We start from the raw sequence: 24,197 nt of genomic DNA on the forward strand, positions 1-24,197 counted from the left end.
TGCGCGAAGACCGCAAACCTGCCGACATCTCGCCCCACGCGCCCGCGGACGCGAGCCGCTCTTTGTTAACGTTAACACTCAACGCCCTCATCGGCCGAGTGTGAGCACTGCCTGGATGCGAGGATCTTCGACGACCGCGCCACTGTCGTCAAGGAAATCAACAGTTTCGACGACTATTGACGAGCCGAGTCCGATCTTGCGATAGTGTGCCCGACCGCCCTCATCGGTTCGCTTTCGCGCTGCTCGCACCCCGAACCGGAGGGCTCCATGGCATCCCCGAAGACGCGAATGACGCGACGCACCGTCCTGCGCGCCGCCACCGCTGCACCTGCACTCGGCATCACGTTCGGCGCGCCGTCGGCGATGGCCGCCACGCCGTCGGGTGCGGCCGTCACGCCGCCGCCCGCCCGATGGGGTGTCCAGCCGTTCGAGCTCGGTGACGTGAAGCTGCGCGACGGCGTCTTCGCGGCCAAACGCGCGCTGATGCTCGATCACGCCCGCGGCTACGACGTCGACCGGCTGCTGCAGGTCTTCCGGGCCAACGCCGGCCTGGACACCCGCGGCGCGGTAGCGCCCGGGGGCTGGGAAGGCCTCGACGGTGAGGCCAACGGCAACCTGCGCGGGCACTACACCGGGCACTTCCTGACGATGCTCGCACAGGCCCACGCGAGTACCGGCGAGGCCGCGTTCGGCGACCGGATCCGGTATGTGGTCGGCGCGCTCGCCGAGGTGCGGGACGCCCTGCGCCGCGAGCCGGCCGCACTCGTCGTCCCCGGCAGCGTCCAGGCAGCCATCGAGCAGCCCCGCGGTTCCTACCAGTACGTCGAGCTGCCACCCACCGTGCTCGGGAGCGCCGCCGAGGTCACCATCGCGGCGTGGGTGCGGCCTGCCCACGCGGACAACTGGGCCCGGGTGTTCGACTTCGGCGACAACACGACCAAGTACCTGTACCTGGCCGCGCGCAACGGTTCCGGCGTCCCGCGGTTCGCCATCACGAACGGCGGGGCCGGTCGCGAGCAGGGTATCGACGGGACAGCTCCCCTGCCCGTCGGCGAGTGGAGCCACCTCGCCGTCACGATCTCGGGCAGCACGGGAACGTTGTACGTCAACGGGTCCGTGGCCGGCACGAACACCGCGATGACGCTCAACCCGGCGGCGCTCGGGGCACTGGCGAACCACTGGCTGGGGCGCTCGCTCTACCCGGACCCGGTGTTCGCGGGCGCCTTCGGCGGGTTCGACGTCTGGTCACGGGCGCTGCCCGCCGCCGAAATCGGTGCGCTGCAGGGCAAAGCCGGAGACGGCGATCTCGCGTCGTACGCCTTCGACACGCTCACCGACCGGACCGGGCGCTCCGGCCCCGCGGTCGTGCGCCGCACCTGGGGCGGGCCGAGCCACCCCGGGTTCCTGGCCGCCTACCCCGAGACGCAGTTCAGCACGCTGGAGTCGATGACGAGCGGGGACTACACCGTCGTCTGGGCGCCCTACTACACCGCGCACAAGATCCTGCGCGGGCTCTTCGAGGCCTACCGCGCCACCGGCGACGAGCGCGCGCTCGACCTCGCGTCCGGGATGTGCGACTGGATGTACGCGCGGCTGTCGAAACTGCCGAAGACGACGCTGCAGCGGATGTGGGGCATCTTCTCCAGCGGCGAGTTCGGCGGGATCGTCGAGGCGATCTGCGACGTCCACGCCGTCACCGGCCGCGCCGAGCACCTCGCGCTGGCGAAGCTGTTCGACCTCGACCACCTCATCGACAGCTGCGTGGCCGGCAGCGACATTCTCACCGGGATGCACGCGAACCAGCACATCCCGATCCTGACCGGCCTGGTGCGGCTGTACGACGAGACCGGCGAGCAGCGCTACCTCGATGCCGCCCGCAACTTCTGGGGCATGGTGGTGCCGACGCGGATGTACGGCATCGGCGGGACGAGCCTGGGCGAGTTCTGGAAAGAGCCCGGCCGCATCGCCGGCACGCTCGGCGACACGAACGCCGAGACGTGCTGCGCCTACAACATGCTGAAGCTGAGCCGGATGCTGTACTTCCACGAACAGGACCCGCGCTACCTCGACTACTACGAGCGCGCGCTGTACAACCAGGTCCTCGGCTCCAAACAGGACAAGGCCGACGCCGAGAAGCCGCTGGCCACCTACTTCATCGGACTGAACCCCGGCCACGTCCGGGACTACACGCCGAAGGCCGGGACGACGTGCTGCGAAGGCACCGGGATGGAGAGCGCGACCAAGTACCAGGACACGGTCTACTTCCGCAGTGCCGACGACAGCACGCTCTACGTGAACCTCTACAGCCCGTCGAAGCTGTCGTGGAACGGCGTCACGATCGAGCAGCGGACGAACTTCCCGTACGAGCAGGGGTCGACGCTCGTCGTCCGTGGCTCCGCGCGGTTCACGCTCCGGCTGCGGGTCCCGTCCTGGTGCCGTGACACGTTTTCGGTCCGGGTCAACGGCAAGCCGGCGGCGGGCCCGGTGCTCACCCGCACCTGGCGCGACGGGGACACGGTCGTCGTCCGGACGCCGTTCCGGCTGCGCGCCGAGCAGGCGCTCGACGACCCGAAGACGCAGACGCTGTTCTTCGGCCCGGTGAACCTGGTGGCGCGGGATCCGCGGACGACGTTCCTCGAGTTCGGGCTGTACCGGAACGCCGCGCTGTCCGGGGACCTGCTCCCCTCGTTCGCGCCCGTTCCCGGCAAGCCGCTGCACTTCCGGCTCGACGACGTCGAGTTCGCGCCGTTCTTCGAAGGCACGGAGGATCCGACGCACGCGTACTTCCACCGCGCCGAGGCGACGGTGGTCTTCGGCGGCCTCGACTCAGGGGTCGCGAACCCGGCCGGGGCCGGGACGACGCTGCTCGACGACATCTGGGCGGGCGCACCGTTCGCGACCAAGGAGGCACTGGTGCGCCAGGTCGGGACCAAGGTCGACGCCTGGCGGCTCGGCAGCGCAGACGCCGCGAGGGTACTGGCCACCGCCCGGCGGGCGAACTACCTCTGCTGACCGCCGGGCTCGGCAATCCCCGTAACAGCACCGCGAACGCGGTAGCCACCGAGGGTTCCAAGGCCGCCGGGTCGCCGCCTGCGACGGCCCGGCCCACCCCGGGGCACACCTCGTCGTCCGATGGCGTTGCCAGCCGATCCGGCAAGCCGGGTCACCTCGGGCGAGCAGTTCGAGCCGGGCGATAGGGTCGTCAGATCGTGGTCAGGCCTTCGAGCTTCTGCCGCAACGACTCCTGGGAGTGCCGGTCCATGATCTCGTAGGCCCGCTCGATGTCGAGTCGCCTCATGGCCGATACCAGGTCCCGGTGGTCCCGGATTTCGGCTTCCTCGGTGAGCCTGCTCCGCAGGTTGGGCGCGAGGTAGTGCATCCGGCGGACCTCGTCGGTCACACCGAGCATGATGCGTTCGGCGCGCCGGTTGCCGGACAACCTGGCGATGTCCAGATGGAAGGCGGTCGCCGCGTTCAGCGCGGCCTCCGTGGAAGCCGCCGCCGCCTGGTCGTCGATGTGCCGTTCCAGGGCGTCGAGCTGCTCGGGACTGCTGCGCTTGGCCGCCTCGACGACCAAAGGCGGCTCGATCATCTGCCGCAGCGCGAAGATCTCGCGCACATCCTCGAAGCGGAGAGGACGAACCAGGTAGCCCTTGCGGGGCAGGACCAGCACCCAGCCGTCGTGGGCGAGCAGCCGCAAGGCCTCCCGGATCGGCGTCTTGGAGACCCCGTACTCCTGGGCGAGCTCGTGCTCGACGAGCATGCTCTCGGGGAGCCGGCGGGCCGTGAGGATGTCTTCCTTGATGAGGGCATGCGTCCGCTCGGTCAGTGACAGGCGCGGGTCACGCCCCGACGGCTCTGGTTCGCTGCTGCTCACTGCCCTCGTCTCCTGCCCGGCGAGCTGACTGGTCACGCCAAAGTATCACGTCGTTGACAACAGATGGACCAGAAGCATACTTTGGGGCGCATCAGAGAAGTACTCGAGATATATCAGGCTCTGACCTGGTATTTCGCCGCATATCCGGGGTGACAGCTGCCCGACGCCGGCGCGCGAAGTGGATCAATGTGGATCAACTTGCCGAGGAGACGACCGCACGATGACAGACCTGAAACACGACCTGTCCGGCTCGGGGCCGCTCCAGGTCGCCGCGAGACTCGATCGCCTCCCGGTGTCCCGTTGGCACTGGAAGCTCGTCCTGCTGGTCGGCCTGACGACGTTCTTCGACTCCTACGAGATCTACATGAGCGGCGTCCTCGGCAGTGTGCTGGCGAGGCCGTGGCACCTGACTTCCTTCACCCAGCCGCTGCTGGTCGGGGCGCCGTTCTTCGGGATGATCTTCGGCGCGATCTTCCTGGGGATGGTCAGCGACCGCTTCGGGCGGCGGCAGATGTTCATGTACAACCTCGCCGCGTACTCGCTGCTCGCGGTCGCGTCGGCCTTCTCGGCCAACGTGGCGACGCTCATCGCTCTGCGGCTCGTCTCCGGCGTGTTCCTCGCCGCGGAACTCATGCTGGTCGACACGTACTTGAGCGAGTTCATGCCGCGGAAGGCCCGCGGTCGCCTGATCGCGGTCGCCTACGCCATCGGCTTCCTCGCCGCCCCGGTCGTCGCGGGTCTCGGCGGGCTGCTCATCGTCAAGACGCACTTCCTGATCGACGGCTGGCGCTGGATGATGATCGGGGGCGGCCTGGGAGCGCTGGTGGTGTTCGCGCTTCGCCGCAATCTCCCCGAGTCCCCGCGCTGGCTCGCGGAGCGCAACCGGCCGCACGACGCGGAGGCGGTCGTCGCCGAGGTGGAACGGACGGTGGAGCGGCAGACCGGCCGGAAGCTGCCCGAGGTCCGAGGCATCCCCTACAAGCCGGTGACGAAGATCCGGTTCCGTTCGATGTTCCGCCCGCCGTACCTGAAGCGCACCGTGATGATGTGGATCTTCCAGATCACCCAGACCGTGGGCCAGTACGGCTTCGCGTCCATGGCGACCCTGATCCTGGTGAGCAAGGGGCACACCATCCCGTCGTCGCTGCTCTACACGGCGCTGTCGTTCATCGGTGCGCCGATCGGGGCGCTCCTCGCCGTGCCGTTGATCGAGCGCGTGGAACGGAAGTTCCTGGTCATCGGCGGCCTCACCGTCATCGGAGTCGCCGGCATCGTCTTCGGCAACGGGACGAGCACCGCGGTCATCGTCACCGCCGGTGCGGTGATCACCGTTTCCAACAGCATCGTCTCCGGCGCCTGGCACGTCTACCAGGCCGAACTGTTCCCCACCCAGGTGCGCAGCACGGCCGGCGGGGTGGCGTACTCGTTCTCGCGCCTCACGGCCGGTCTCCTGCCCTTCGGGGCGCTCACCGTCCTTCACCAGTTCGGGCCGACACAAGTCTTCGTGGCCGCCGCCGTGATCATCACGATCACCTGCCTCGATCTCGCGATCCTGGGCCCGCGGACGAACGGCCGCAGCCTGGAAGCCGTGACGGGGACCGGAGACCGTGCCACCGCCGAACCGGTGACACAGCGCGGCGCCTGACGCGCCTTCGACATCAGGGCTCACGGGAAAGGAAGGCAGATGGCCAGAACGACGGCCGACAAGATCTGGGACGCGCACATCGTCCGGGCGGACGACGGCGGGCAAGACCTCGTCTACCTTGACTTCCACCTCCTGCACGAGGCCAACACCGCGCAGGCGTTCGCCGGCCTGCGGGAGAAGAACCGCACTGTCCGCCGGCCCGACCTCACGCTCGGCGTCGAAGACCACGTCACGCCGACGATCGGCGGCCGGGACATCGCGGACGGTCTCACCCGGCGGTACGTGACCGAGATGCGGCGCAACTGCGAGGAATTCGGTATCGAACTGTTCAGCCTCGGTCACCGGTCCCGGGGCATCGCCCACGTGGTCGGCCCGGAACTGGGTCTTTCCCAGCCGGGCATGACGATCGTCTGCTGCGACTCGCACACCACGACGCACGGGGCTCTCGGCGCGTTGGCCTTCGGCATCGGTACGAGCCAGGTGGAACACGTGCTGGCGACCCAGTCGCTGCCGATGCGGCGGATGAAGAACATGCGGGTCACCGTCGACGGCGTGCTGCCGCCCGGGGTGACGGCCAAGGACCTCGCACTGGCCATGATCCGCGAGATCGGCACGGCCGGTGGTCAGGGGCACGTCATCGAATACCGGGGACCGGCGATCCGTGCCCTGTCGGTGGAAGGCCGGATGACGTTGTGCAACATGAGCATCGAGGCCGGAGCGCGCGCCGGCCTCGTCGCCGCGGACGAAGTGACCTTCGAGTACCTGCGGGGCCGGCCGCACGTACCCCAGGGCGCCGCTTTCGACGAGGAGATCGAGTACTGGAAGACGTTCGCCGGCGACGAGGAAGCGGTTTTCGACAAGGAAGCCCGGCTCGACGCGTCCCTGCTCGTGCCGCACGTGACCTGGGGGACGAACCCCTCCCAGACCGTACGGTTGAACGAGGTCGTGCCCGCGCCGGCGGAGATCGCCGATCCGGTCGAGCGGCTCGCCGCGGAGCAGGCGCTCGCCTACATGGACCTGACGCCCGGGACACCGATGAAAACGGTGCCGATCGACGCGGTGTTCATCGGATCGTGCACGAACGGCCGCATCGAAGACCTCAGGGAGGTCGCCGAGGTCTGGCGAGGCAGGCGGATCTCCCCGGAAATGCAGGTCTACCTGGTCCCGGGATCGGAGACGGTGCGCAGGCAGGCGGTCGCCGAGGGCCTGGACCGCGTGTTCGAGGCAGCGGGTGTCCCGCTGCGGAATTCCGGCTGTTCGATGTGCGTGTCGATCAACGGCGAACGCCTCACCGCCGGGACACGGACCGCATCGACGAACAACCGCAACTTCGAGGGACGGCAAGGGCCCGGCGTTCGCACGCACGTCGTCTCCCCGTCCGTGGCCGCGGCCAGTGCGGTACTCGGCCACCTCGCCGAACCGAGCGACCTGGAGGTCCGGGGATGAAGCCGCTGCGCACCCACACCGGCACGGCGGTGTCGCTCCGGAAGTCCAACGTGGACACGGACCAGATCTACCCGGCGCAGGCCCTCCTCACCGGAAGCATGACGAAGACCGGTCACGCCGCGGCTCTCATGGGCGAGTGGCGCAAGGACCCGGGCTTCGTGCTCAACAAGCCCGAGTACGCGGGTGGTTCGGTCCTCGTCGCCGGTCCGGACTTCGGCACCGGATCGTCTCGTGAGTGGGCCGTCTGGGCCTTGGCGGACTACGGCTTCCGGGTGATCTTCTCAGCACGCTTCGGCGACATCTTCCGCGCGAACGCCGCGAACAACGGGCTGGTCGCCGCCACGCTGCCCGGCCAGGCGATCGAAGCGCTGTGGGAGCAGATCGAAGCCGAGCCGCAGACGCCGCTGACCGTGGACCTCGAGCGCCGGGTCGTGTCCGTCGGCAACCACGAGTTCACGTTCGAGTACCCGGACGATTTCCGGTGGCGCGTCCTGAACGGCATCGACGAGATCGAGCTGACCATGCGGTACGACGACGACATCACCAGGTACGAAACCCGCCGCCGCGCGTCGATGCCGAAAGTCACCCGTCCCGAGGTCGTAGCGTGACGGGCGACCTTCCCGACGCCGTCCGGCACAGGCTGACCGGGCGAGTGCCCCTCTCCCGGATCAAGACGGTGGACCTACCGCGGCACGACGCCGCCGTGGCGGCGAAGCTGCTGGCGCTCCCGGACCTGGCCTCGGCCGTGGCCGACGCCCTCGACGAACTTGGGGTCGGTGCCGTGCTCACCACGGAAGCGTTGGCGCCATTGGCATCTGACATGCGGGTCTGCGGTCCCGCGGTCACCTTGCGCTACGTCCGGGCGAACGCCGATCCCCCGGTCGTCCGGTCTGCCGGAACCCGGCTGGTCGTCGCCGACCGTGACCTGTACGGCGTGGCGTGTCCCGGGGATGTGGCGGTCTTCGACTGCGGGGGCAACCGCGACTGGGCCGTGGCAGGCGGGCTCTCGGCCGAATGGGCGCGCAAGGCCGGGGTCGCCGGCTGCGTCGTCGACGGTGCCGTCCGTGACACCGCCACGATCGTCGATTCCGGCCTCCCGGTGTGGAGCGCGAACCGGTCTCCGCGAGCAGCTCGCTACCGGGTGGACGCCGTCGCGATCAACGACGTCGTGACCATCGCCGGCACTGCTGTCCGTCCCGGCGACTACATCGTCGCCGACGCCGACGGCGTCTGTGTGGTGCCCTTCGAGCATCTGCCGGCCGTCACCGACTCCTGCATCGCCGCTCAGGCCGCGGAGGACGCCCTGCTCGGCGCCATCCGGGCCAGCTCCGACTTGACGGAGCTCGTCCTCCGCACCGGCGGCCGGTCCGCCCCCGAATGACTTCCATCCGGCCTCGAAAGGTATCCGCCGCATGAATTTCTCCCTGGACGACCGGTACCGGCTCGACGAGGGCGTCATCTACCTGTCGGGCATTCAGGCGCTGGTTCGGACGGTCCGCGACCGGGCGAGGCTCGACCGGCTCCGTGGGCAATCCTCCGCGTCCTTCATCTCCGGGTACGAGGGCTCGCCGCTGGCGGGTTACGACCTCGAGCTGGCCCGCCGCAGGAAGATGCTGGACGAGCTGGACGTCGTGCATCGTCCCGGCGTCAACGAGGAACTCGCCGCAACGTCGGTCATGGGCTCGCAACTGACCTCCCGCGTCGGTACTCCGAAGTACGACGGGGTGACCGGGTACTGGTACGGCAAGTCGCCTGGCCTCGACCGTGCCTCGGACGCGATCCGGCACGCCAATCTGGTCGGCACCGATCCCCGCGGCGGGGCCGTGGCGCTCGTCGGCGACGATCCCGCGGGCAAATCCTCGTCGCTGGCTTGCTCTTCCGAGGTGGCACTGGCCGACCTCTCGATCCCCACCCTGTTCCCCGCCGATTCCCAGGACGTGCTCGACTTCGGCCTCCACGCGCCCTACCTCTCCCGGTTCACCGGCCTGTGGTCCGGGCTCAAGATCGTCACCGCAGTGGCCGACGCAGCGTGCACCGCGACCGTCCACCCCGAGCGCGCCCTGCCGACCTACGGGGACCTGCCGGAGAGCACCTTCACACCCGACGCCAGGTTGGTAGGCCCAGCGCTGCTTCGTCTCGAGCGAAGCATCATCTCCGAACGACTGCCCCGGGCCTTCTCCTACGCCCGGATCAACAAGCTCAACCGCATCGTCACCCGCTCGTCCGGCGATCGCATCGGGATCGTGGCCGCCGGCAAGACCTACCTCGACCTTCGCGAGGCGCTGGACGCGCTCGGACTCGACGACGAAAAGCTGCGTCGCTACGGCATCCGGGTCGCGAAGATCGGCATGATCTGGCCACTCGATCCCCAGGTGATCACCGAGTTCGCCACAGGACTCGACGAAGTCGTCGTCGTCGAGGAAAAACGACCCTTTCTCGAAAACGCCATCAAGGAAATCCTGTACGGCGTATCGCGGGCACCGATGGTGCTCGGCAAGACGGACCCGGACGGCCGCGAACTGGTCAGCCCGGTCGGGGAACTCGACGCCGATCAGGTGGCTGCCGCGCTGAGCCGCCGTCTGGGCGACGTGCACGGGATCGAGTCGGCGCGGGCCTGGAAACGCCGCCCGGTCACGACCCGGACGGCACTTCCCCTGCTGACCCGCACGCCGTACTTCTGTTCCGGCTGCCCGCACAACTCCTCGACCAAGGTGCCCGAGGACACGCTCGTGGGCGCGGGCATCGGCTGTCACGCCATGGTCCTGATGATGGACGGCAAACAGGCCGGCGATGTCATCGGCCTCACCCAGATGGGCGGGGAAGGGGCCCAATGGCTCGGCATGGCGCCCTTCCTGGCCGAGAACCACTTCATCCAGAACCTCGGTGACGGCACGTTCACCCACTCCGGCAGCCTCGCGATCCGCGCCGCGGTCGCCTCGGGCGAGAACATCACCTTCAAGCTGCTCTACAACGCCACGGTCGCGATGACCGGCGGACAGGATCCGGCCGGCGGCCTGGCCCTGGACCAGGTGGCGAAGCTGCTGCTCGCCGAAGGCGTGTCCAAAGTGGTCATCACGACCGAGGACCGGCACCGCGTGCCGGGCCGGCTGCTGCCCGCGGGAGTGGAAGTCCACGAACGTGGTGACATCCTCGCCCTTCAGGAGGAGCTCGCCCAGGTTCCCGGGGTGACGGTGCTGGTGCACGACCAGGAGTGCGCCGCCGAAAAGCGCCGCAAGCGCAAGCGCGGCCTCACCCCGACACCGACGACGCGGATCGTGATCAACGAGCGCATCTGCGAAGGGTGCGGTGACTGCGGCGAGAAGTCCAACTGCATGTCGGTGCACCCGGTCGAGACCGAATTCGGCCGCAAGACCCGCATCCACCAGTCCTCGTGCAACCTCGACTACTCCTGTCTCGAAGGCGACTGCCCCTCGTTCGTGGCGGTGACGCCCGGCACCGCCAAGGCCAAGCGGACGGCGGTCGCGGACCTGGAGCCGGACGCGATCCCCGCGGTCACCATCCAGGTGGACCCGGACGACTTCGCGATGCGCATCACCGGGATCGGCGGGACCGGAGTGGTCACCGTCGCCCAGATCATCGCGACCGCCGCGGCCATCGACGGCCGCGCGGTCCGCAGCCTCGACCAGACCGGCTTGGCCCAGAAGGGCGGCGCCGTGGTGTCCGACCTCAAGTTCACCGCCACGCCGTCGGAGTCCTCTCCCAAGCTCCGCGCCGGATCGTGCGACCTGTACCTGATCTGCGACTCGCTGGTCGGGACCGACCCGATCAACCTCAAAGCGGCATCGGCGGACAAGACCCTCGCCGTGCTGTCCACCACCCAGGTCCCCACCGGGCAGATGATCGTCGACACCGGAATCCGCTTCGCCGAACAGACCGCGATCCGCAGCGCCCTCGACAGCGCGGTCGCGCGCACCGTGTCCCTCGATGCGGGCCGCCTCGCACAAAAGCTCTTCGGGAGCGAGCAGTACGCCAACATGATCCTGGTCGGCGCGGCGTTCCAGCTCGGCCGGATCCCCATCACCGCGGAAGCCCTCGAGAACGCCATCACGCTCAACGGTGCCGCCGCGGCCACCAATCTGCAGGCCTTCCGCCGGGGACGCCAGGCGATATCGGACCCTGACGCAGTGCGCGCAGCACTCACCCCGGAGACCCAACCGGCTCTCGCCACCCCGGCTCCTTCCGGCGAAGTGGCCGCGCTGGCGTCCGTGGTGGGGACGGCCGGAGGCTCACGGCTCGCCGATCTCGTCACGCGTCGCACCGCCGAGCTCATCGCCTACCAGGACACGGCCTACGCGCGGGACTACGTCACCTTCGTCGAGAAGGTGCGCGCCACCGAGGAAGCCGCGATCCCGGGGTCCGCCGAACTGGCCGAAGCCGTGGCGACCCACCTGTTCAAACTGATGGCCTACAAAGACGAATACGAGGTTGCCCGGCTCATCCTCGACGAGGCCTTCGACGCGTCGATCCGGCACGAGTTCGGCCCGGACGCGGCCTACCGGGTCAAACTGCACCCACCGTTGCTGCGCGCGATGGGCCTGAAGCGGAAGCTCTCGTTCACGGCGAAGTCACGCCCGGTATTCCGCCTGCTGTATGCCTTGCGACGCCTCCGCGGCACTCGGATGGACGTGTTCGGCTACCACTCGGTGCGCCGGATGGAGCGCGACCTCATCAGGCAGTACCGCGAAGCGGTCGAGGAACTGCTCCCCCGGCTCAGCCCCCTCACCGTGGCGACCGCGACCAGGATCGCCGCACTCCCCGACATCGTCCGGGGTTACGAGCAGATCAAGGTGGGCAATGTGCATCGCTACCGTGAGGAGCTCGGACGGCTTCGCGAGGAATTCTTCGAAAGCCACCGGCTCGGCGAGGCAGCCCGATGAGCACGAGTTCACGGGAAGTCGAGTGCGAGGTCCGTCCGGACACGGTCGTGGCCCGGCACCCGGGCCGCGACCTGCTGCACGATCTCATCGGTCCGGCAGACCGGACCGGATCGTGTCCGGTAGTGGTGTGGATCCACGGCGGCGCGTTCCTGCGAGGCAACCGCAAGAAGGTCCTGCAGCGATGCGAAGTCCTCCTCGCGCGTGGATCACCCTCGCGAGCGTCGAGTACCGGCTCAGTCACTGCGCACCCCGTCGGCGCCAGATCGCTACCGCCCGCTCCGTTCAAGCCAGAGTTGTCGCGTCGGCGGCTGTCAGTCGGCAACTGCGTTGTGATGCTTCCGAACGCGTAGCCGGCGGCCAAGCAGCATCATTTGACCGTGACGACAACCTTGCCCTTCGCGCGTCCTTTGTCGACGTACGCCATCGCCTCGGCAGTCGATTCGAGGGGGAAGACCCGGTCCATGACCGGCTCGATGACCCCGGAATCGATGAGGGCAGTGATCTTGCGGAGCTGGTCCCCGCTCGCCCGCATGAAGAGGAACGTGTAGCCGACCCGACGATGCTTGGCCGCCTTCCGGGTCCGATAGCTCAGCAGCCCCATGACCGGTCGCAGGATCCACGGCTTGCCGAGCTCCCGCGCGAAGCCGGGATCCGGCGGGCCGGAGAGCGAGATGAGCTTTCCGCCCGGCTTCAGTACCCGCAGGGACTTCTTGAGCGTCTCGTTGTCCAGGCTGTGCAGCACCACGTCGTAGTCGTGCAGGACGGTTTCGAAGTCGTCGGTGCGGTAGTCGATCACGACGTCCGCGCCGAGGCGCTTGACCAGATCGGCGTTGGCCGCACTGGTTGTCGTGGCGACGGTCGCACCGAGGTGCTTGGCCAGCTGGATCGCGAACGTGCCCACGCCGCCGGAGCCCGCCTGGATGAAGACCTTCTGGCCGGCTCGCAGGCCGGCGATTTCGATCAGGGCTTGCCAGGCGGTCAGTCCGACCAGCGGGATGGAGGCCGCTTCCTCCATCGTGAGCTGTTCGGGCTTCGGTGCCAGGTCGGCTTCGGCGACGGCGATGTATTCGGCGAAGGTGCCGATCCGGTCCTTGCCGGGTCGCGCGTAGACCTCGTCGCCGGGCTTGAACTTCCGGACGCCCGGCCCGACGCCGACCACGACACCGGCAACGTCGTTGCCCAGGATGAGCGGCAGGCGATAAGGAAGGATGAGTTTGAACTCGCCGTCCCTGATCTTGGAATCCAGCGCGTTGACGCCGGCCGCGTGGATCCGGACCAGCACGTCGTGCTCGCCCACCTCGGGCACCGGCATGTCGCCGACCCGAACGTTGCTTCCACCGCGCCCGTAACGATCGACGATGACTGCCTTCATGGCGTAACTCTCCTCGTAGCCCGGTCGGCGACTTTGTATTACGATCATACTACCGTAAGCGAGGTGGACACCTCGAGGCAAGAGGTGGGACAGGTTCGGATTATGATCGTACTAACATGGGTGACAGACAGCGGCTGAGCGAGCGGAGAAGCACGTGGTGCGATATGGGAAAGAGCACAAGCAGGCGACGAGACAGCGGATCATCGAGGCAGCCGGTCGCCGGCTCAAGCGTGACGGGATCGACGGCTCCGGCGTCGCCACGCTCATGAAGGACGCGGGATTGACCAACGGCGCGTTCTACGCCCACTTCGAATCCAAAGAGGACTTGGTCGCCACCGCGGTCTCCGAGCAGCTGCGCGGCCAGCGCGAGTGGCTCACCTCGTTCCCGCCCGGCCGCGACGGTGTCGAGCAGATGGTGCATACCTACCTCTCGCCAGAACACCGCGACAATCCCGAGGAGGGCTGTCCGTCCGCCGCGCTGCTGGATGAACTCGGCCGATGCACGGATCCGACCAAGCAGACCTACACGGGCAGCGTGCTGGCCGTCATCGACGACATCGCCGCCCGCTTGGCGCCCCGCGATCCGCAGTCGGCGCGCACCAAGACGCTCGGTATCTACGCCCTGCTCGTCGGGACCCTGCAGCTCGCCCGCGCACTGGCCGACCGGCAGCTCTCCGACGACATCCTCGAGCAGGGGATCCGCAACGCCTTGACAGTGCTGGACGCCGCACCGGAAGGATGAGTCGCCGCCCAGGCCTGTTGCCTTCGGACTGTAACGAAGTTACATTGCGGTCATGAAACGAGACTTGGCAGGTCGACGACTGATTGTGACGGGAGCGGCCCGCGGGATCGGGGAGCGGGTGGCCCGGCTCGCCGCCACCCGGGGCGCGCGCCTCGCCTTGATCGGGCTCGAACCGGAGAGGTTGCGTGCCCTCGCGGGGGAACTGGGGCCCACCACGGTCTGGCGAGAGGCCGACGTGCGAGACGGTGCGGCCCTGAAGACGGCGATCGACGGCTGCGCGCAGGCCATGGCCGGCATCGACCTCGTCGTCGCCAATGCCGGGGTCGCGGCCTACGGGACGGTGCGGCAGATCGACGAGACGTCGTTCGAGCGGGTCCTGGACATCAACCTGAACGGCGTCTTCCGCACCTTGAAGTACGCGACACCGCACCTCGAGCGCAGCCGGGGCCACGTGACGGTCGTGGCGTCCGCACTGTCGTTCATGCCGCTGGCCGGGATGGCAGCCTACGGCGCCGGCAAGGCCGGAGCCGAAATGCTCGCTCTCACCTACCGCCAGGAGGTGGCGCACCTCGGCGTCACGGTCGGCGTCGTCCATCCGTCGTGGATCGACACCGACATCGTCCGCGGCGCCGATGCGGACCTCCCGTCGTTCCGGCACTTACGCAGCCGGTTGCCTTATCCGGGCAATGTGACCACGAGCGTCGACCGGGTGGCCACCGCGATCGTCGACGGACTCGCGCGGCGACGCAGCCGCGTGTACGTGCCGCGGGCGGTTGTCGTCGCCAACTGGCTGAAGGCGGCCCTCAACTCGCCCGTGGCATGGCCCTGGACGAGGAGGTTCGCGGCCCACGCGGTGCCGGCTCTCGAGCGCGAAGTCGAGGCACTGGGGCGGAACGACCAGCTCGTACCCGGCGGGGGCAGCACCAAAGCGTCCTGACCGCTTATGGCATGCCCGGGCCGCCCATGGCCGCCTGGTGTGAGTTCTCGGCACCTTCCCGTGTATCGCCGAGCGCGACAGCGAAGTTCACCCCCATGGGCAGCAGCACCTGCTTGACCGGATCGGTGAACTCGGCGAAGTGTTCCGCCAGTTCGAGGGTGATGTAACCGTGGACGAAACTCCAAAGCTGGGCAGCCGCAACCTCGGGCTCCTGAGGCGCGAACCTGCCGGAGCGCACGGCTCGCGCGCACCCGTCGGTGACGTGCGCGTAGGCATCGCGGAAGGCCACCGAACGACCACTCGGCCGAGGGCCCGACTCGGCCGGCGGCCGGTAGGTCGCCCGAGTGGACAACCCGAACATCAGATCGTAGAGGTGAGGGTTCTCGCGGGCGGCCCGGCGGCAGGCCAACGCCATCGCGAAGAGGTCGGCGACCGGATCGTCCGTCACCGGCACCTGGGAAAACGCCCGGCCGAGCTCGGCGAAGCCGTAGTCGGCGACGGCGCGGACGAGTTCGACGATGCCGCCGAAGTGGTGGTAGACCGACGTCTGCGCCAACCCGACCGCGGAGGCGACGGTCCGTGCCTTGATGGCGGACGGTCCCTGCTCGGCCAGCAGCGCGATCGTGGCCTGAATCAGCCGCTCCGGCACACCGTTGCCCGACGTCACGTCCTCTGCCCTGTTCCTCACGGTTCCCCTCACTCCGGCCAGCCCTTGCCATCTCACTATAACTTGGTTACATTCTAGTGTAACTTCGTTACAGTCATTCGGCGGAAGCAGACGTCATGGCACACACAGAGCAAGGCCACCTCGACGTGGAGGACCGTGGAGCCGTCCTGATCGTCCGTGTCGACGGCGGCCCCCATGGTTTGTTCGGTCTCGACCTCGCCCAGCAGCTCGAGGACCTGGTGGACCGGGTCGACAGCGACCCCGGAGTGCGTGCCGTCGTCTTCACCGGCGCGCATCCGGAGCGGTTCGTCAGCCACGCCGATGTCCGGTGGCTGCAGGAGGGCGGCGCCGCTGTTCCCTCGCTCGGCCGGCGCGGCGCCTCCGCAGTGGTGCGCATGGCGCGCGGGGTGGACCGGGCCCGTGCCGTGGAGCCGGTGGTCCGGCGAACCCCGTTGCGGGGTGCGCTGGAGCTCGACCGCCTGCACGCCACGTTCCTGCGGATGAACTCCAGCGGCGTCATCTTCGTCGCCGCCCTCAACGGTTCGGCGCTCGGACTCGGCGCGGAGTTCGCCTGGGCCTGCGACTTGCGGGTCATGGCCGACGGGGACTTCTTCATCGGCCAGCCGGAAATCCTTCTCGGGATCATGCCCGGCGGCGGCGGAACCCAGCGCTTGTCCCGCCTGGTCGGCACCCATCGATCCCTGGTCGCCATCCTCGAAGGCAAGCCCTTCACACCCGCAGAAGCGCTCGCCAACGGCGCCGTCGACGACGTCGTCCCCCAGGACGAGGTGGTCACGCGCGCGACCGGGCTCGCGGAGCACTTCGGGTCCCGGTCGAAGACCTCGATCGCGGCCATCAAGCGGGCCGTCTACCTCGGTGGCTCGATGTCACTCGTCCAAGGTTTGCACGTCGAGCGCAGCGAATTCCTCGTTCAGGACCAGTCCGCGGACGGGCAGCAGCTGATGCTCGACTACCTGGAAGCCACCGAGGCCACCGGCGAACTCCCGCTCTACGACCCGGACGTCTACGCGGAGGCCCTCGCGACCGGCAGCGTTCCCCGTCGATCGGCGGTGCCGCAGTCATGACCGCGTTCACCCGGCACGACGTCTCCTTCCCCTCCGGCGAGACCACCTGCGCCGCCTGGCTCTACCTCCCGTCCGGAGTCCCGTCACCCCCGGTCGTCATCCTCGGGCACGGTCTCGGGGCGACCCGCGAGATGCGGCTGGACGCGTTCGCCGAGCGATTCACTCAGGCGGGTTTCGCCGCTCTGGCCTTCACTTACCGCTACTTCGGCGACAGCGGCGGCCGGCCCCGGCAGCTGCTCTCCATCCGGCGGCAACTCGCCGACTGGGACGCCGCCATCGCCCACGTCCAAGCCCGGCCCGACGTCGACGGCTCGCGCGTCGCGGTCTGGGGCAGCTCCTTCGGCGGTGGCCACGCCATCACCGTCGCCGCACGCCATCCGGAGCTGCGCGCGGCGGTGGCCCAGTGCCCGTTCACCGACGGTCTCGCCTCCGCGGTCGCGCTGGGCCCGGTGGGTTCCCTCAAGCTGGCGCCGGTCCTCGCGCGGGATCTCGTGGCCGCGGTCCGCGGCACTGAGCCGGCGACGATCCCGCTCGCCGGCGCTCCCGGTTCGCCTGCGCTCATGACCGCTCCGGACGCGCTGCCCGGCTACCAGGCGCTCGTCCCGGCGGGGACGACTTTCCGGAACGAAGTCGCGGCCCGGGTCGTCCCGACCATCGCCGGCTACCGGCCCGGCCGGGCCGCGAAGAAGATCGCCATCCCGATCCTCTTCTGCGTCAGCAACACCGACACGGTCACCCCGCCCGCCCAAACCCTCCGCTACGCGCGGACCGCGCCTCGGGGCGAGATCAAGACCTACGACGCCGGCCATTTCGACTTCTACCTCGGTGCTCCGTTCGAAGCCTTGGTCCGCGACCAGACGGAATTCCTCACCCGGCAGCTGAACCCGGCGGCCGCGACCACGGCAGGTGCGCCGTGAACTTCGCCTCGCTGCCCGACCGGCGTGCCGAGCTGGACCCCCACGGCCCCGCGGTATCCGACAGCACCCGTTTTCTCACCAACACGCAGTTGCTCAGCCGGGTCCGGGCGACAGCGTCGCACCTGCGGGACCTCGGCATCGGCCCAGGCGACGTCGTCGCGCTCAAACTGACCAACCGCCTCGAGTTCGTCCTCCTGCTGTTCGGAGCGTGGCGGCTCGGCGCGACCGTCACGCCGGTGAACCCGAGCCTGACCGACGTCGAGGTCGCCCGGCAGCTCGACGACTCCGGTGCGCGCCTGCTCGTCGTCGAAGACGGCGCGAGCGGAGCCGGTGACGTCACCACACTCGCCGTCGGCGACCTGCCCACCGAGCCCGGCAGGCCGGGCCACACCCGGGTTCCCGACCCGTCTGCACTGGCCCTGCTCATCTACACCAGCGGCACGACCGGTGTCCCGAAGGGCGTGATGCTCGACCACGCCAACCTCGACTCCATGGCCGACATGGGGCGCCGCGCCCTCGATGTCGGCCCGGCCGACCGGTGCCTGCTGATCCTGCCGCTGTTCCACGTCAACGGCATCGTGGTCAGCGTCCTCATGCCCCTGCTGGCGGGCGCGAGCGTCGTCATCGCCGACCGGTTCTCCCCGAACAGCTTCTTCGACGTCGTCGAGCAGCACCGCCCGACCTACTTCAGCGCGGTGCCGACGATCTACGGCATGCTCGCCGCGCTGCCCGCGGACGTCCGGCCGGACACGTCGTCCCTGAGGTTCGGGATCTGCGGTGCGGCGCCCGCGTCGGCCGGGCTGCTGGCCCGGTTCGAGGCCCGGTACGGGTTCCCGCTCATCGAGGGGTACGGGCTTTCGGAAGGGACGTGTGCCTCGACCATCAACCCCGTCGCGGGACCCCGGCGACCCGGGACCGTGGGAATCGCCTTCCCCGGACAGGAAATCCGGATCGTCGACCAGGACGGCGCCGCAGTTCCGTCCGGTGTGGACGGTGAGGTCGTGGTGCGTGGCCCGAACGTGATGCGGGGCTACCTCGGCCGCCCGGACGACACCGCCCGGGTCGTCGTCGACGGCTGGCTGCACACCGGAGACGTCGGCCACCAGGACGCCGACGGCTACCTGACCCTGGTCGGCCGCTCGAAGGACATGATCATCCGCGGCGGCGAGAACATCTACCCCAAGGAGATCGAGGACGTGCTCGCCGGCGACCCGGCGGTCCTCGAAGCCGCCGTGATCGGCGTACCCGACGAAAAATGGGGAGAAGTGGTCGTCGCCTACGTCCAGCCACGACCCGGTTGGACCGTCGACCCCGCCGTGCTGAAGGCCCGCTGTGCGCACAGCCTCAGCGGTTACAAACGACCGACCGAGCTGCTTGTGCTCGACGCCATCCCGAAGAACGCGGTCGGCAAGATCGACAAGCCCGCGTTGCGGGCGGGCCACGCGGCGACCTCTGGGTCAGCAGCCGAGGAACGGGGCTAGTTCGCCCGGGCCGAGAGCATCGGCGGCGTCCGGTCACGAGCCAGGCTCGATTCCTCGTCGTCTGTGGAGGCGGGATTTGTTGACGGTCGAATGGGGTGGCCAGGACCCCTTGCCGCCTTCGGTGTGCGGAGTTCAGCCGGTCACCTTCCGCTGAGCCCGCAGCGTTCAACTCACGTTCAACGCGACGAGATGCGCTTCTGCCAGGCGATCATCACCGGCATCCCGACGGTTTCGAGCACCATCGCCGCCACCGTGACGGGGTGCGGTCGCCCGCGTTGTCGCCAGGACCTCAGGCGGCCGAGGCCGCCGAGCGCGACGGTCGAAAGTGCGAAAGCCGGGGCAGGCGATCGTTCGACACGGCCGAGATCGGGCCCGTCGCCGGCCGACCCGGCGCTGAGGGTCGCCTGCGATCTTCAGACGTTCACCGACCTCGCGCTTCGGACGCTGCCTCCGTCGCAGGCGCTCAAAGGCGGACGTGTGACGGTCCTCGCCGGGCCGCGTACGGCGCTGACCGAGATCTTCCGCGTGCTGGTGTACACGCCGCACGCTTAGCCGCGAAGCGGGTCCGCGTCGCGCGGCGACGGAGCCGCCCTGTCGCCGGGGTCACTTCATTTCGATCGCCCTCCAGCTTGCACCGCTCATTAAATTATGGTCATAATATAAAGCATGACGACCTACACGGCTGACACCCTCGAGAACCACACCGCCGCCGGATCCTCCGCGGTGTTCACCTACCGCCGCACCGGCCCGCGAGGTGGTGTGCCGCTGGTCCTGCTGATGCGGTTCCGCGGCACCATCGACTGGTGGGACCCGGAGTTCGTCGACCGGCTCGCCGCGGACCGCGACGTCATCCTGTTCGACAACGTCGGCATCGGCTACACCGGTGGCGAGCCGCGCGACACGTCCGAAGGGTTCGCCGACGGCGCGATCGAGTTCATCGAGGCTCTCGGCCTGACGCAGGTCGACCTGCTCGGCTGGTCACTCGGTGGCATCGTGGCGCAGCACGTCGCCCTCCGCCGGCCCGACCTCGTGCGCAAGATCGTCGTGGCGGGCAGCAGCGGGCCGGGCGTGGCGCCGGGGACCCCGGAGATGAGCGAGCGGGTGCTGTCCATCATGGCCAAGCCGGACGCGGACGCCGAAGACCTGCTCTACCTCTTCTACCCCGAGACCGAACCGGCCCGCGCCGCCGGGCTCGCGCACCTGGCCAAGGTCGCCAAGCGCCTCGAAAGCGGCGGTCCCGCGGTCACGGAGCACGCCGCCCAGGGTCAGCTCGCCGCCGTGGGGCGGCTCCTGGCCGTGGAATGGGACCAGCTGAAAGCCGAGCTGCGGTCGATCAGCCAGCCGGTCCTCTACGCCAACGGGATCCACGACGTGATGATCCCCGCCATCGGCTCCTACAAGGCGGTCGAACAGGTCCCCGACTCCACGCTCGTGCTCTACAGCGACGCCGGGCACGCCTTCCTGTTCCAGCACATCGACGAGTTCGTCGCGCAGCTCAACCTCTTCCTCGGCCACTGATCATCCGCGAAATTCACAGAAGGACAAACCCATGAACAGCGAACAAGAATCCCGAGACGACGTGGTGGCCTCCTACCAGGACGCCCCGACCCGCACCGTATCCGCCGGCGGCGTCGACTTCGCCTACCGCGAACTCGGCCCGAAGACCGGCGTCCCGGTCGTCTTCCTGACCCACCTGGCCGCGGTCCTCGACAACTGGGACCCCCGGGTCGTCGACGGCATCGCCGCGAAGCACCGCGTCATCACCTTCGACAACCGCGGCGTCGGCGCATCCACCGGCACCACCCCGAAGACCATCGAGGCGATGGCGGCCGACGCCGTCACGTTCATCCGCGCCCTCGGCCTGACCGAGATGGACCTCCTCGGCTTCTCCATGGGCGGGATGATCGCCCAGGTGATCACCCAGAACGAACCGGAGCTGATCCGCAAGCTGATCATCGCCGGCACCGGGCCCGCGGGTGGCGAGGGTATCAAGAACGTGACCAGGATTTCCCATCTCGACACCATCCGGGCACTGCTCACGCGCCAGGATCCCAAGCAGTTCCTCTTCTTCACCCGGACGCCGAACGGGAAGCGGGCGGGCAAAGAGTTCCTGGCCCGCCTGAAGGAACGCAAAACCAACCGGGACAAGGCGATTTCCCTCAGGTCCTACGGTGCCCAGCTCACCGCCATCCACCGCTGGGGGTTGGCGCAGCCGTCCGACCTCTCCGTCATCCACCAGCCGGTGCTCGTCGCGAACGGCGACCACGACCGGATGGTCCCGACGAAGAACACCCACGACCTGGCCCGCCGCCTGCCCGACAGCGAACTGGTGATCTACCCCGACGCCGGCCACGGCGGCATCTTCCAGTACCACGGACAGTTCGTGACGAAGGCACTCGAATTCCTCGCACGGTAGAGCCGGACCTGGCGGCGGCCTCGTCGGCCGCGCCAGGCACTGAACATGGCCGATCCCCGCCAGCCCACCTATCACTCTTCTCAGTTCACCAGGAGCTTTCGATGGACCTCTCCGCCAGCACCGTCCTGGTCACCGGAGCCAACCGGGGGTTCGGCCGGGCACTCGCCGCCGAACTGCTCGGCCGCGGCGCCACGGTCTACGCCGCCGCCCGCAACCCCGACCAGGTCGACCTGCCGGGCGCCAAGCCGATCGCGCTCGACATCATCGACCCCGCCTCCGTCAAGGCCGCCGCCCAGGCCACCGGTGACGTGACGATCCTGATCAACAACGCCGGTTCGCCACCCAACGCCGATCTGCTCACCAGCGACCTGGACGACATCCGCGTGGAGATGGACACCCACTTCTTCGGCACTCTGGCAGTGACCCGGGCCTTCGCGCCCCAGATCGCGGCCAACGGCGGCGGTGCGATCCTGAACGTCCTGTCCGGACTGTCCTGGGTCAGCTTCCCGGAGGCCGGCGCGTACTGCGCCGCCAAGTCCGCGGAATGGTCCCTCACCAATGCTCTGCGCCAGCAGCTCGCCGGCCGGCACATCCGGGTGGCTGCGCTGCACGTGGGCTACATGGACACCGGCATGGTCCGTGACGTCGCCTCGGAAAAGTCCGACCCCGCCGACATCGCCCGGATCGCCGTCGACGGCCTCGCCGCCGGCACCTACGAGATCCTCGCGGACAACGCCTCCCGCCAAGCGCAGGCCGCGCTGGCCGGGGGTGTCTCGGCGATCTACCCGCAGCTGCCCTGAGCGCCCGGAACTGTTGATCTTTTACAAGTCGACGAGCTCGGCTGCCTACTCCGCAATGGGCGCTTCGGCGGCTCCAGGCTTTGCGTGGTGGATCGTCGAACGGGCCCCATTTCCAGGGCAGCTTCCTTCGCCGGGGACCGCCTCGTCGACACACCCGAAGATCAACAGGTAGGGCCTGGGCGAGACCCTCAGGCGGTCGATTGATGCCGCCAGGCTCGCCCCGTCCAGGGCCTCGCCAACCACGTCGCCCGCGGGGCGCGCTTCGGGCTCGTTGGCGTTGCAGGGCAGTCCGCTGATCGGTTCCGTGCCGACGATCCGGCTGTGGATCCGGACCAGGACGTCGGCGGCTTTCAGCACCGACTCGCTGTCGCCGAAGACGATCATCGCCATGTACTGCAGCGTGCGGTCGTAGCGCGGGGCCGGGCGGGTCATCACGCCTTGCGTGTCGTTGACCGGGGCGCGAGGAACGGTTCGAACATCTCGCTCACCACGGTGCGCTGGAACGCGACCGTGAACGTGGTCGGATAGCGGAAAACCTTCCACGCGACCGAGTCCGGTCCGAAGAAGCCGTAGTCGGCGGGGACGGGGCGCGGTGATCGGTGCCACTCATCGGAATCTCCCTGGGTCGCGGACGGATCGGAACGGGATTCAGCCGAAAGCGCCGAAGATCATCGGTGTCAAGGTTCGCCGGGCGTAGCGGCGGACGCTGTCGTCGGTGCTGAGATCGAGTCCGCCGGCGGCGGACAGCAGCACGCAGGCCGAGAACAGGCGTGCCAGCGTCTGGCCGGCTTCGTCGGCATCGAGATGGGTGGCGTGGCCTCGCTCCTGGGCTTGGCGGATCAGACCGGCGGCGACACCGCTGCCGAGTTCGAGCAGAGCGGCGCCATCGGCGAGGCCGGCTTCGATGAGCCGGCCGGGCTCGCGGGTCGCGGTGCGGGCGATCACCGGATGCTCGCGCCACCTGGATGGCGGCGACGAAACCCTCGACGAGCTGGTCGGCCGGTTCGCTCACCCCGTCGACAGCCCGCAGGATCGTCGCCGCCATCCGGGCACCCTCCCGCATCGTCATCGCGGCAAGGACCCCATCGAGGTCGCCGAACCGCCGGTACACCGTGGCCCGGTTGACCCCGGCCCGGCGCGCGACCTGTTCCACGGTCAGCCGCTGCACACCACCGGACGCGATCTCGGCCATCGCCGCATCGATGATCCGCGTCGCCGTCGGATCATCCGGCACACCCGAGTCGTCGCGAGACCCCGGATCAGCAGAGCGGCAAGAACTCTAACTTCAAAGGGACTACAACGCTGTGCTACCGCTTGAACACAGTGCGATGTCGACCCGTAGGGCCAGCGGTGGTCTGCTTGCCGCGGTTCAGGAAGACGGCCGCCCCGGAGAGACACGTTGCGTCGCGGCTTTGTCGTTCTCCAGGCGTCGATGAACTCGCGCGGCGAGCCCTCCTGCCGTCCCGCTGCCACGTGATCATCACGGCGCGCGCGATAAGCAGCGGCAGCCACGCGCCGTGGATCAGCGAGTTCTCGTCGTCGCGCGCCCTCGCAGGCATGTCGGTCTCCGGATCGTGTGTCAGCTCGGTGTCGTGATCAAAAAGGTGTAGTGCCCGTCGATGTCTTTGCGGACGTCGAGGACCTTGTCGGCAAGGTGGACCCGGGTCTCACGGCCCAGGAACACCTGCGTGCTCGCGGTGGTGATGACACGATCGCCGGCCATCGGGTGCGCGGCGACCTCGACCTTCAGCTCGGCGGCCTCCTCGGGAGGACCGTCGATGGTCAGGCGCAGGCCGCCTTCGGCGTGGACGTTCTGGGCCGCGGTGAGCTGGTTGATCGCTTCGGTGGCCGATTCGGTCATGGTGAACATCGACGGTCTCGCCTTCTGCCTACGGTGATCGCGGAAATGGTGGG

General features: G+C 68.8%; 21 protein-coding genes and 1 pseudogene. 14 read left to right on the forward strand and 8 right to left on the reverse strand.

What is annotated here, in order from left to right:
• Nucleotides 1-288 precede the first annotated feature (288 nt).
• Nucleotides 289-3,012, forward strand: a complete 2,724-nt coding sequence (locus QRY02_RS18680; RefSeq protein WP_285992811.1) for a beta-L-arabinofuranosidase domain-containing protein — start codon at nucleotides 289-291, stop codon at nucleotides 3,010-3,012.
• Nucleotides 3,013-3,202: 190 nt separating this feature from the next.
• On the opposite strand, the gene QRY02_RS18685 is transcribed toward QRY02_RS18680, so the two are convergent.
• Nucleotides 3,203-3,877 carry a GntR family transcriptional regulator gene (locus QRY02_RS18685; RefSeq protein WP_285992812.1) on the reverse strand — a complete coding sequence of 225 codons (675 nt, stop codon included), beginning with the start codon at nucleotides 3,875-3,877 and terminating at the stop codon, nucleotides 3,203-3,205.
• A 220-nt stretch (nucleotides 3,878-4,097) separates the two neighbouring features.
• Here QRY02_RS18685 and QRY02_RS18690 point away from each other — a divergent pair, with 220 nt between their 5' ends.
• Genes QRY02_RS18690 through QRY02_RS18710 form a run of 5 tightly spaced genes read left to right on the forward strand, consistent with a single transcriptional unit; the run spans nucleotide 4,098 to nucleotide 11,866 of the window.
• A complete protein-coding gene (locus tag QRY02_RS18690; protein WP_285992813.1) occupies nucleotides 4,098-5,522 on the forward strand; it encodes an MFS transporter in 1,425 nt (474 codons plus the stop codon).
• 39 nt (nucleotides 5,523-5,561) lie between these two features.
• Nucleotides 5,562-6,968, forward strand: coding sequence for a 3-isopropylmalate dehydratase large subunit (gene leuC / locus QRY02_RS18695; RefSeq protein WP_285992814.1), 1,407 nt, complete (start codon nucleotides 5,562-5,564; stop codon nucleotides 6,966-6,968).
• Entirely contained in the window at nucleotides 6,965-7,576 is a 612-nt protein-coding gene (gene leuD, locus QRY02_RS18700; protein ID WP_285992815.1) for a 3-isopropylmalate dehydratase small subunit, read from the forward strand. Before leuC ends, leuD begins: the two co-directional genes overlap by 4 nt.
• Nucleotides 7,573-8,349, forward strand: a complete 777-nt coding sequence (locus QRY02_RS18705) for an RraA family protein (protein ID WP_285992816.1) — start codon at nucleotides 7,573-7,575, stop codon at nucleotides 8,347-8,349. Before leuD ends, QRY02_RS18705 begins: the two co-directional genes overlap by 4 nt.
• A gap of 31 nt (nucleotides 8,350-8,380) precedes the next feature.
• The gene (locus QRY02_RS18710) at nucleotides 8,381-11,866 is read left to right on the forward strand and encodes an indolepyruvate ferredoxin oxidoreductase family protein (RefSeq protein WP_285992817.1); all 3,486 of its coding nucleotides are present in this window, start codon (nucleotides 8,381-8,383) and stop codon (nucleotides 11,864-11,866) included.
• A 367-nt stretch (nucleotides 11,867-12,233) separates the two neighbouring features.
• On the opposite strand, the gene QRY02_RS18715 is transcribed toward QRY02_RS18710, so the two are convergent.
• Entirely contained in the window at nucleotides 12,234-13,238 is a 1,005-nt protein-coding gene (locus tag QRY02_RS18715; RefSeq protein WP_285992818.1) for an NADP-dependent oxidoreductase, read from the reverse strand.
• Nucleotides 13,239-13,395: 157 nt separating this feature from the next.
• Between QRY02_RS18715 and QRY02_RS18720 the strand changes: the two genes are divergently transcribed.
• Nucleotides 13,396-13,980: a TetR/AcrR family transcriptional regulator gene (locus tag QRY02_RS18720; protein WP_285992819.1), complete on the forward strand. Its 585-nt coding sequence runs from the start codon at nucleotides 13,396-13,398 to the stop codon at nucleotides 13,978-13,980.
• Between the two features lie 52 nt (nucleotides 13,981-14,032).
• The gene (locus tag QRY02_RS18725; RefSeq protein WP_285992820.1) at nucleotides 14,033-14,917 is read left to right on the forward strand and encodes a short-chain dehydrogenase/reductase; all 885 of its coding nucleotides are present in this window, start codon (nucleotides 14,033-14,035) and stop codon (nucleotides 14,915-14,917) included.
• 4 nt (nucleotides 14,918-14,921) lie between these two features.
• Here the strand turns inward: QRY02_RS18725 and QRY02_RS18730 are convergent, their stop codons facing one another.
• On the reverse strand, nucleotides 14,922-15,605 hold the full coding sequence (locus tag QRY02_RS18730) for a TetR/AcrR family transcriptional regulator (RefSeq protein WP_285992821.1): 684 nt from the start codon (nucleotides 15,603-15,605) through the stop codon (nucleotides 14,922-14,924).
• A 95-nt stretch (nucleotides 15,606-15,700) separates the two neighbouring features.
• On the opposite strand from QRY02_RS18730, the gene QRY02_RS18735 reads away from it, so the two are divergent.
• From QRY02_RS18735 to QRY02_RS18745, 3 genes are read left to right on the forward strand one after another with little or no spacing between them, the layout of a single operon-like run.
• Nucleotides 15,701-16,669, forward strand: a complete 969-nt coding sequence (locus QRY02_RS18735) for an enoyl-CoA hydratase/isomerase family protein (protein WP_285992822.1) — start codon at nucleotides 15,701-15,703, stop codon at nucleotides 16,667-16,669.
• Complete coding sequence (locus tag QRY02_RS18740) at nucleotides 16,666-17,586, forward strand: alpha/beta hydrolase (protein ID WP_285992823.1); 921 nt, start codon at nucleotides 16,666-16,668, stop codon at nucleotides 17,584-17,586. Before QRY02_RS18735 ends, QRY02_RS18740 begins: the two co-directional genes overlap by 4 nt.
• Nucleotides 17,583-19,067, forward strand: coding sequence for a class I adenylate-forming enzyme family protein (locus QRY02_RS18745; RefSeq protein WP_285992824.1), 1,485 nt, complete (start codon nucleotides 17,583-17,585; stop codon nucleotides 19,065-19,067). Before QRY02_RS18740 ends, QRY02_RS18745 begins: the two co-directional genes overlap by 4 nt.
• 176 nt (nucleotides 19,068-19,243) lie before the next feature.
• Here QRY02_RS18745 and QRY02_RS48625 read toward each other — a convergent pair whose 3' ends face one another.
• On the reverse strand, nucleotides 19,244-19,360 hold the full coding sequence (locus tag QRY02_RS48625; protein WP_353069559.1) for a hypothetical protein: 117 nt from the start codon (nucleotides 19,358-19,360) through the stop codon (nucleotides 19,244-19,246).
• A gap of 373 nt (nucleotides 19,361-19,733) precedes the next feature.
• Between QRY02_RS48625 and QRY02_RS18755 the strand changes: the two genes are divergently transcribed.
• The 3 genes from QRY02_RS18755 (at nucleotide 19,734) to QRY02_RS18765 (ending at nucleotide 22,283) form a co-directional block, all read left to right on the forward strand.
• Nucleotides 19,734-20,585: an alpha/beta fold hydrolase gene (locus tag QRY02_RS18755; RefSeq protein ID WP_285992826.1), complete on the forward strand. Its 852-nt coding sequence runs from the start codon at nucleotides 19,734-19,736 to the stop codon at nucleotides 20,583-20,585.
• 31 nt (nucleotides 20,586-20,616) lie between these two features.
• Nucleotides 20,617-21,483: an alpha/beta fold hydrolase gene (locus QRY02_RS18760; RefSeq protein ID WP_285992827.1), complete on the forward strand. Its 867-nt coding sequence runs from the start codon at nucleotides 20,617-20,619 to the stop codon at nucleotides 21,481-21,483.
• A 101-nt stretch (nucleotides 21,484-21,584) separates the two neighbouring features.
• Complete coding sequence (locus tag QRY02_RS18765) at nucleotides 21,585-22,283, forward strand: SDR family oxidoreductase (RefSeq protein ID WP_285992828.1); 699 nt, start codon at nucleotides 21,585-21,587, stop codon at nucleotides 22,281-22,283.
• Between the two features lie 45 nt (nucleotides 22,284-22,328).
• On the opposite strand, the gene QRY02_RS18770 is transcribed toward QRY02_RS18765, so the two are convergent.
• From QRY02_RS18770 to QRY02_RS18780, 4 genes and pseudogenes are all read right to left on the reverse strand, one after another.
• Nucleotides 22,329-22,889, reverse strand: coding sequence for an oxygenase MpaB family protein (locus QRY02_RS18770; protein ID WP_353069271.1), 561 nt, complete (start codon nucleotides 22,887-22,889; stop codon nucleotides 22,329-22,331).
• A 42-nt stretch (nucleotides 22,890-22,931) separates the two neighbouring features.
• On the reverse strand, nucleotides 22,932-23,228 hold the full coding sequence (locus QRY02_RS18775) for a hypothetical protein (RefSeq protein WP_285992830.1): 297 nt from the start codon (nucleotides 23,226-23,228) through the stop codon (nucleotides 22,932-22,934).
• 133 nt (nucleotides 23,229-23,361) lie between these two features.
• A pseudogene (locus QRY02_RS48630) lies at nucleotides 23,362-23,517 on the reverse strand (helix-turn-helix domain-containing protein); the annotation flags it as partial.
• 345 nt (nucleotides 23,518-23,862) lie between these two features.
• Nucleotides 23,863-24,144 carry an iron-sulfur cluster biosynthesis protein gene (locus QRY02_RS18780; RefSeq protein ID WP_285992831.1) on the reverse strand — a complete coding sequence of 94 codons (282 nt, stop codon included), beginning with the start codon at nucleotides 24,142-24,144 and terminating at the stop codon, nucleotides 23,863-23,865.
• Nucleotides 24,145-24,197: the final 53 nt, after the last annotated feature.

The organism is Amycolatopsis sp. DG1A-15b, from assembly GCF_030285645.1.
Lineage (GTDB): Bacteria > Actinomycetota > Actinomycetes > Mycobacteriales > Pseudonocardiaceae > Amycolatopsis.

Coding starts and splice junctions, on each gene's coding strand:
- QRY02_RS18725 (WP_285992820.1), top strand. CDS start 14,033: ATGAAACGAGACTTGGCAGGTCGACGACTGATTGTGACGGGAGCGGCC.
- QRY02_RS18765 (WP_285992828.1), top strand. CDS start 21,585: ATGGACCTCTCCGCCAGCACCGTCCTGGTCACCGGAGCCAACCGGGGG.
- QRY02_RS18735 (WP_285992822.1), top strand. CDS start 15,701: ATGGCACACACAGAGCAAGGCCACCTCGACGTGGAGGACCGTGGAGCC.
- leuC (WP_285992814.1), top strand. CDS start 5,562: ATGGCCAGAACGACGGCCGACAAGATCTGGGACGCGCACATCGTCCGG.
- QRY02_RS18780 (WP_285992831.1), bottom strand. CDS start 24,144: ATGACCGAATCGGCCACCGAAGCGATCAACCAGCTCACCGCGGCCCAG.
- QRY02_RS18715 (WP_285992818.1), bottom strand. CDS start 13,238: ATGAAGGCAGTCATCGTCGATCGTTACGGGCGCGGTGGAAGCAACGTT.
- QRY02_RS18690 (WP_285992813.1), top strand. CDS start 4,098: ATGACAGACCTGAAACACGACCTGTCCGGCTCGGGGCCGCTCCAGGTC.
- leuD (WP_285992815.1), top strand. CDS start 6,965: ATGAAGCCGCTGCGCACCCACACCGGCACGGCGGTGTCGCTCCGGAAG.
- QRY02_RS18710 (WP_285992817.1), top strand. CDS start 8,381: ATGAATTTCTCCCTGGACGACCGGTACCGGCTCGACGAGGGCGTCATC.
- QRY02_RS18680 (WP_285992811.1), top strand. CDS start 289: ATGACGCGACGCACCGTCCTGCGCGCCGCCACCGCTGCACCTGCACTC.
- QRY02_RS18740 (WP_285992823.1), top strand. CDS start 16,666: ATGACCGCGTTCACCCGGCACGACGTCTCCTTCCCCTCCGGCGAGACC.
- QRY02_RS18760 (WP_285992827.1), top strand. CDS start 20,617: ATGAACAGCGAACAAGAATCCCGAGACGACGTGGTGGCCTCCTACCAG.
- QRY02_RS18755 (WP_285992826.1), top strand. CDS start 19,734: ATGACGACCTACACGGCTGACACCCTCGAGAACCACACCGCCGCCGGA.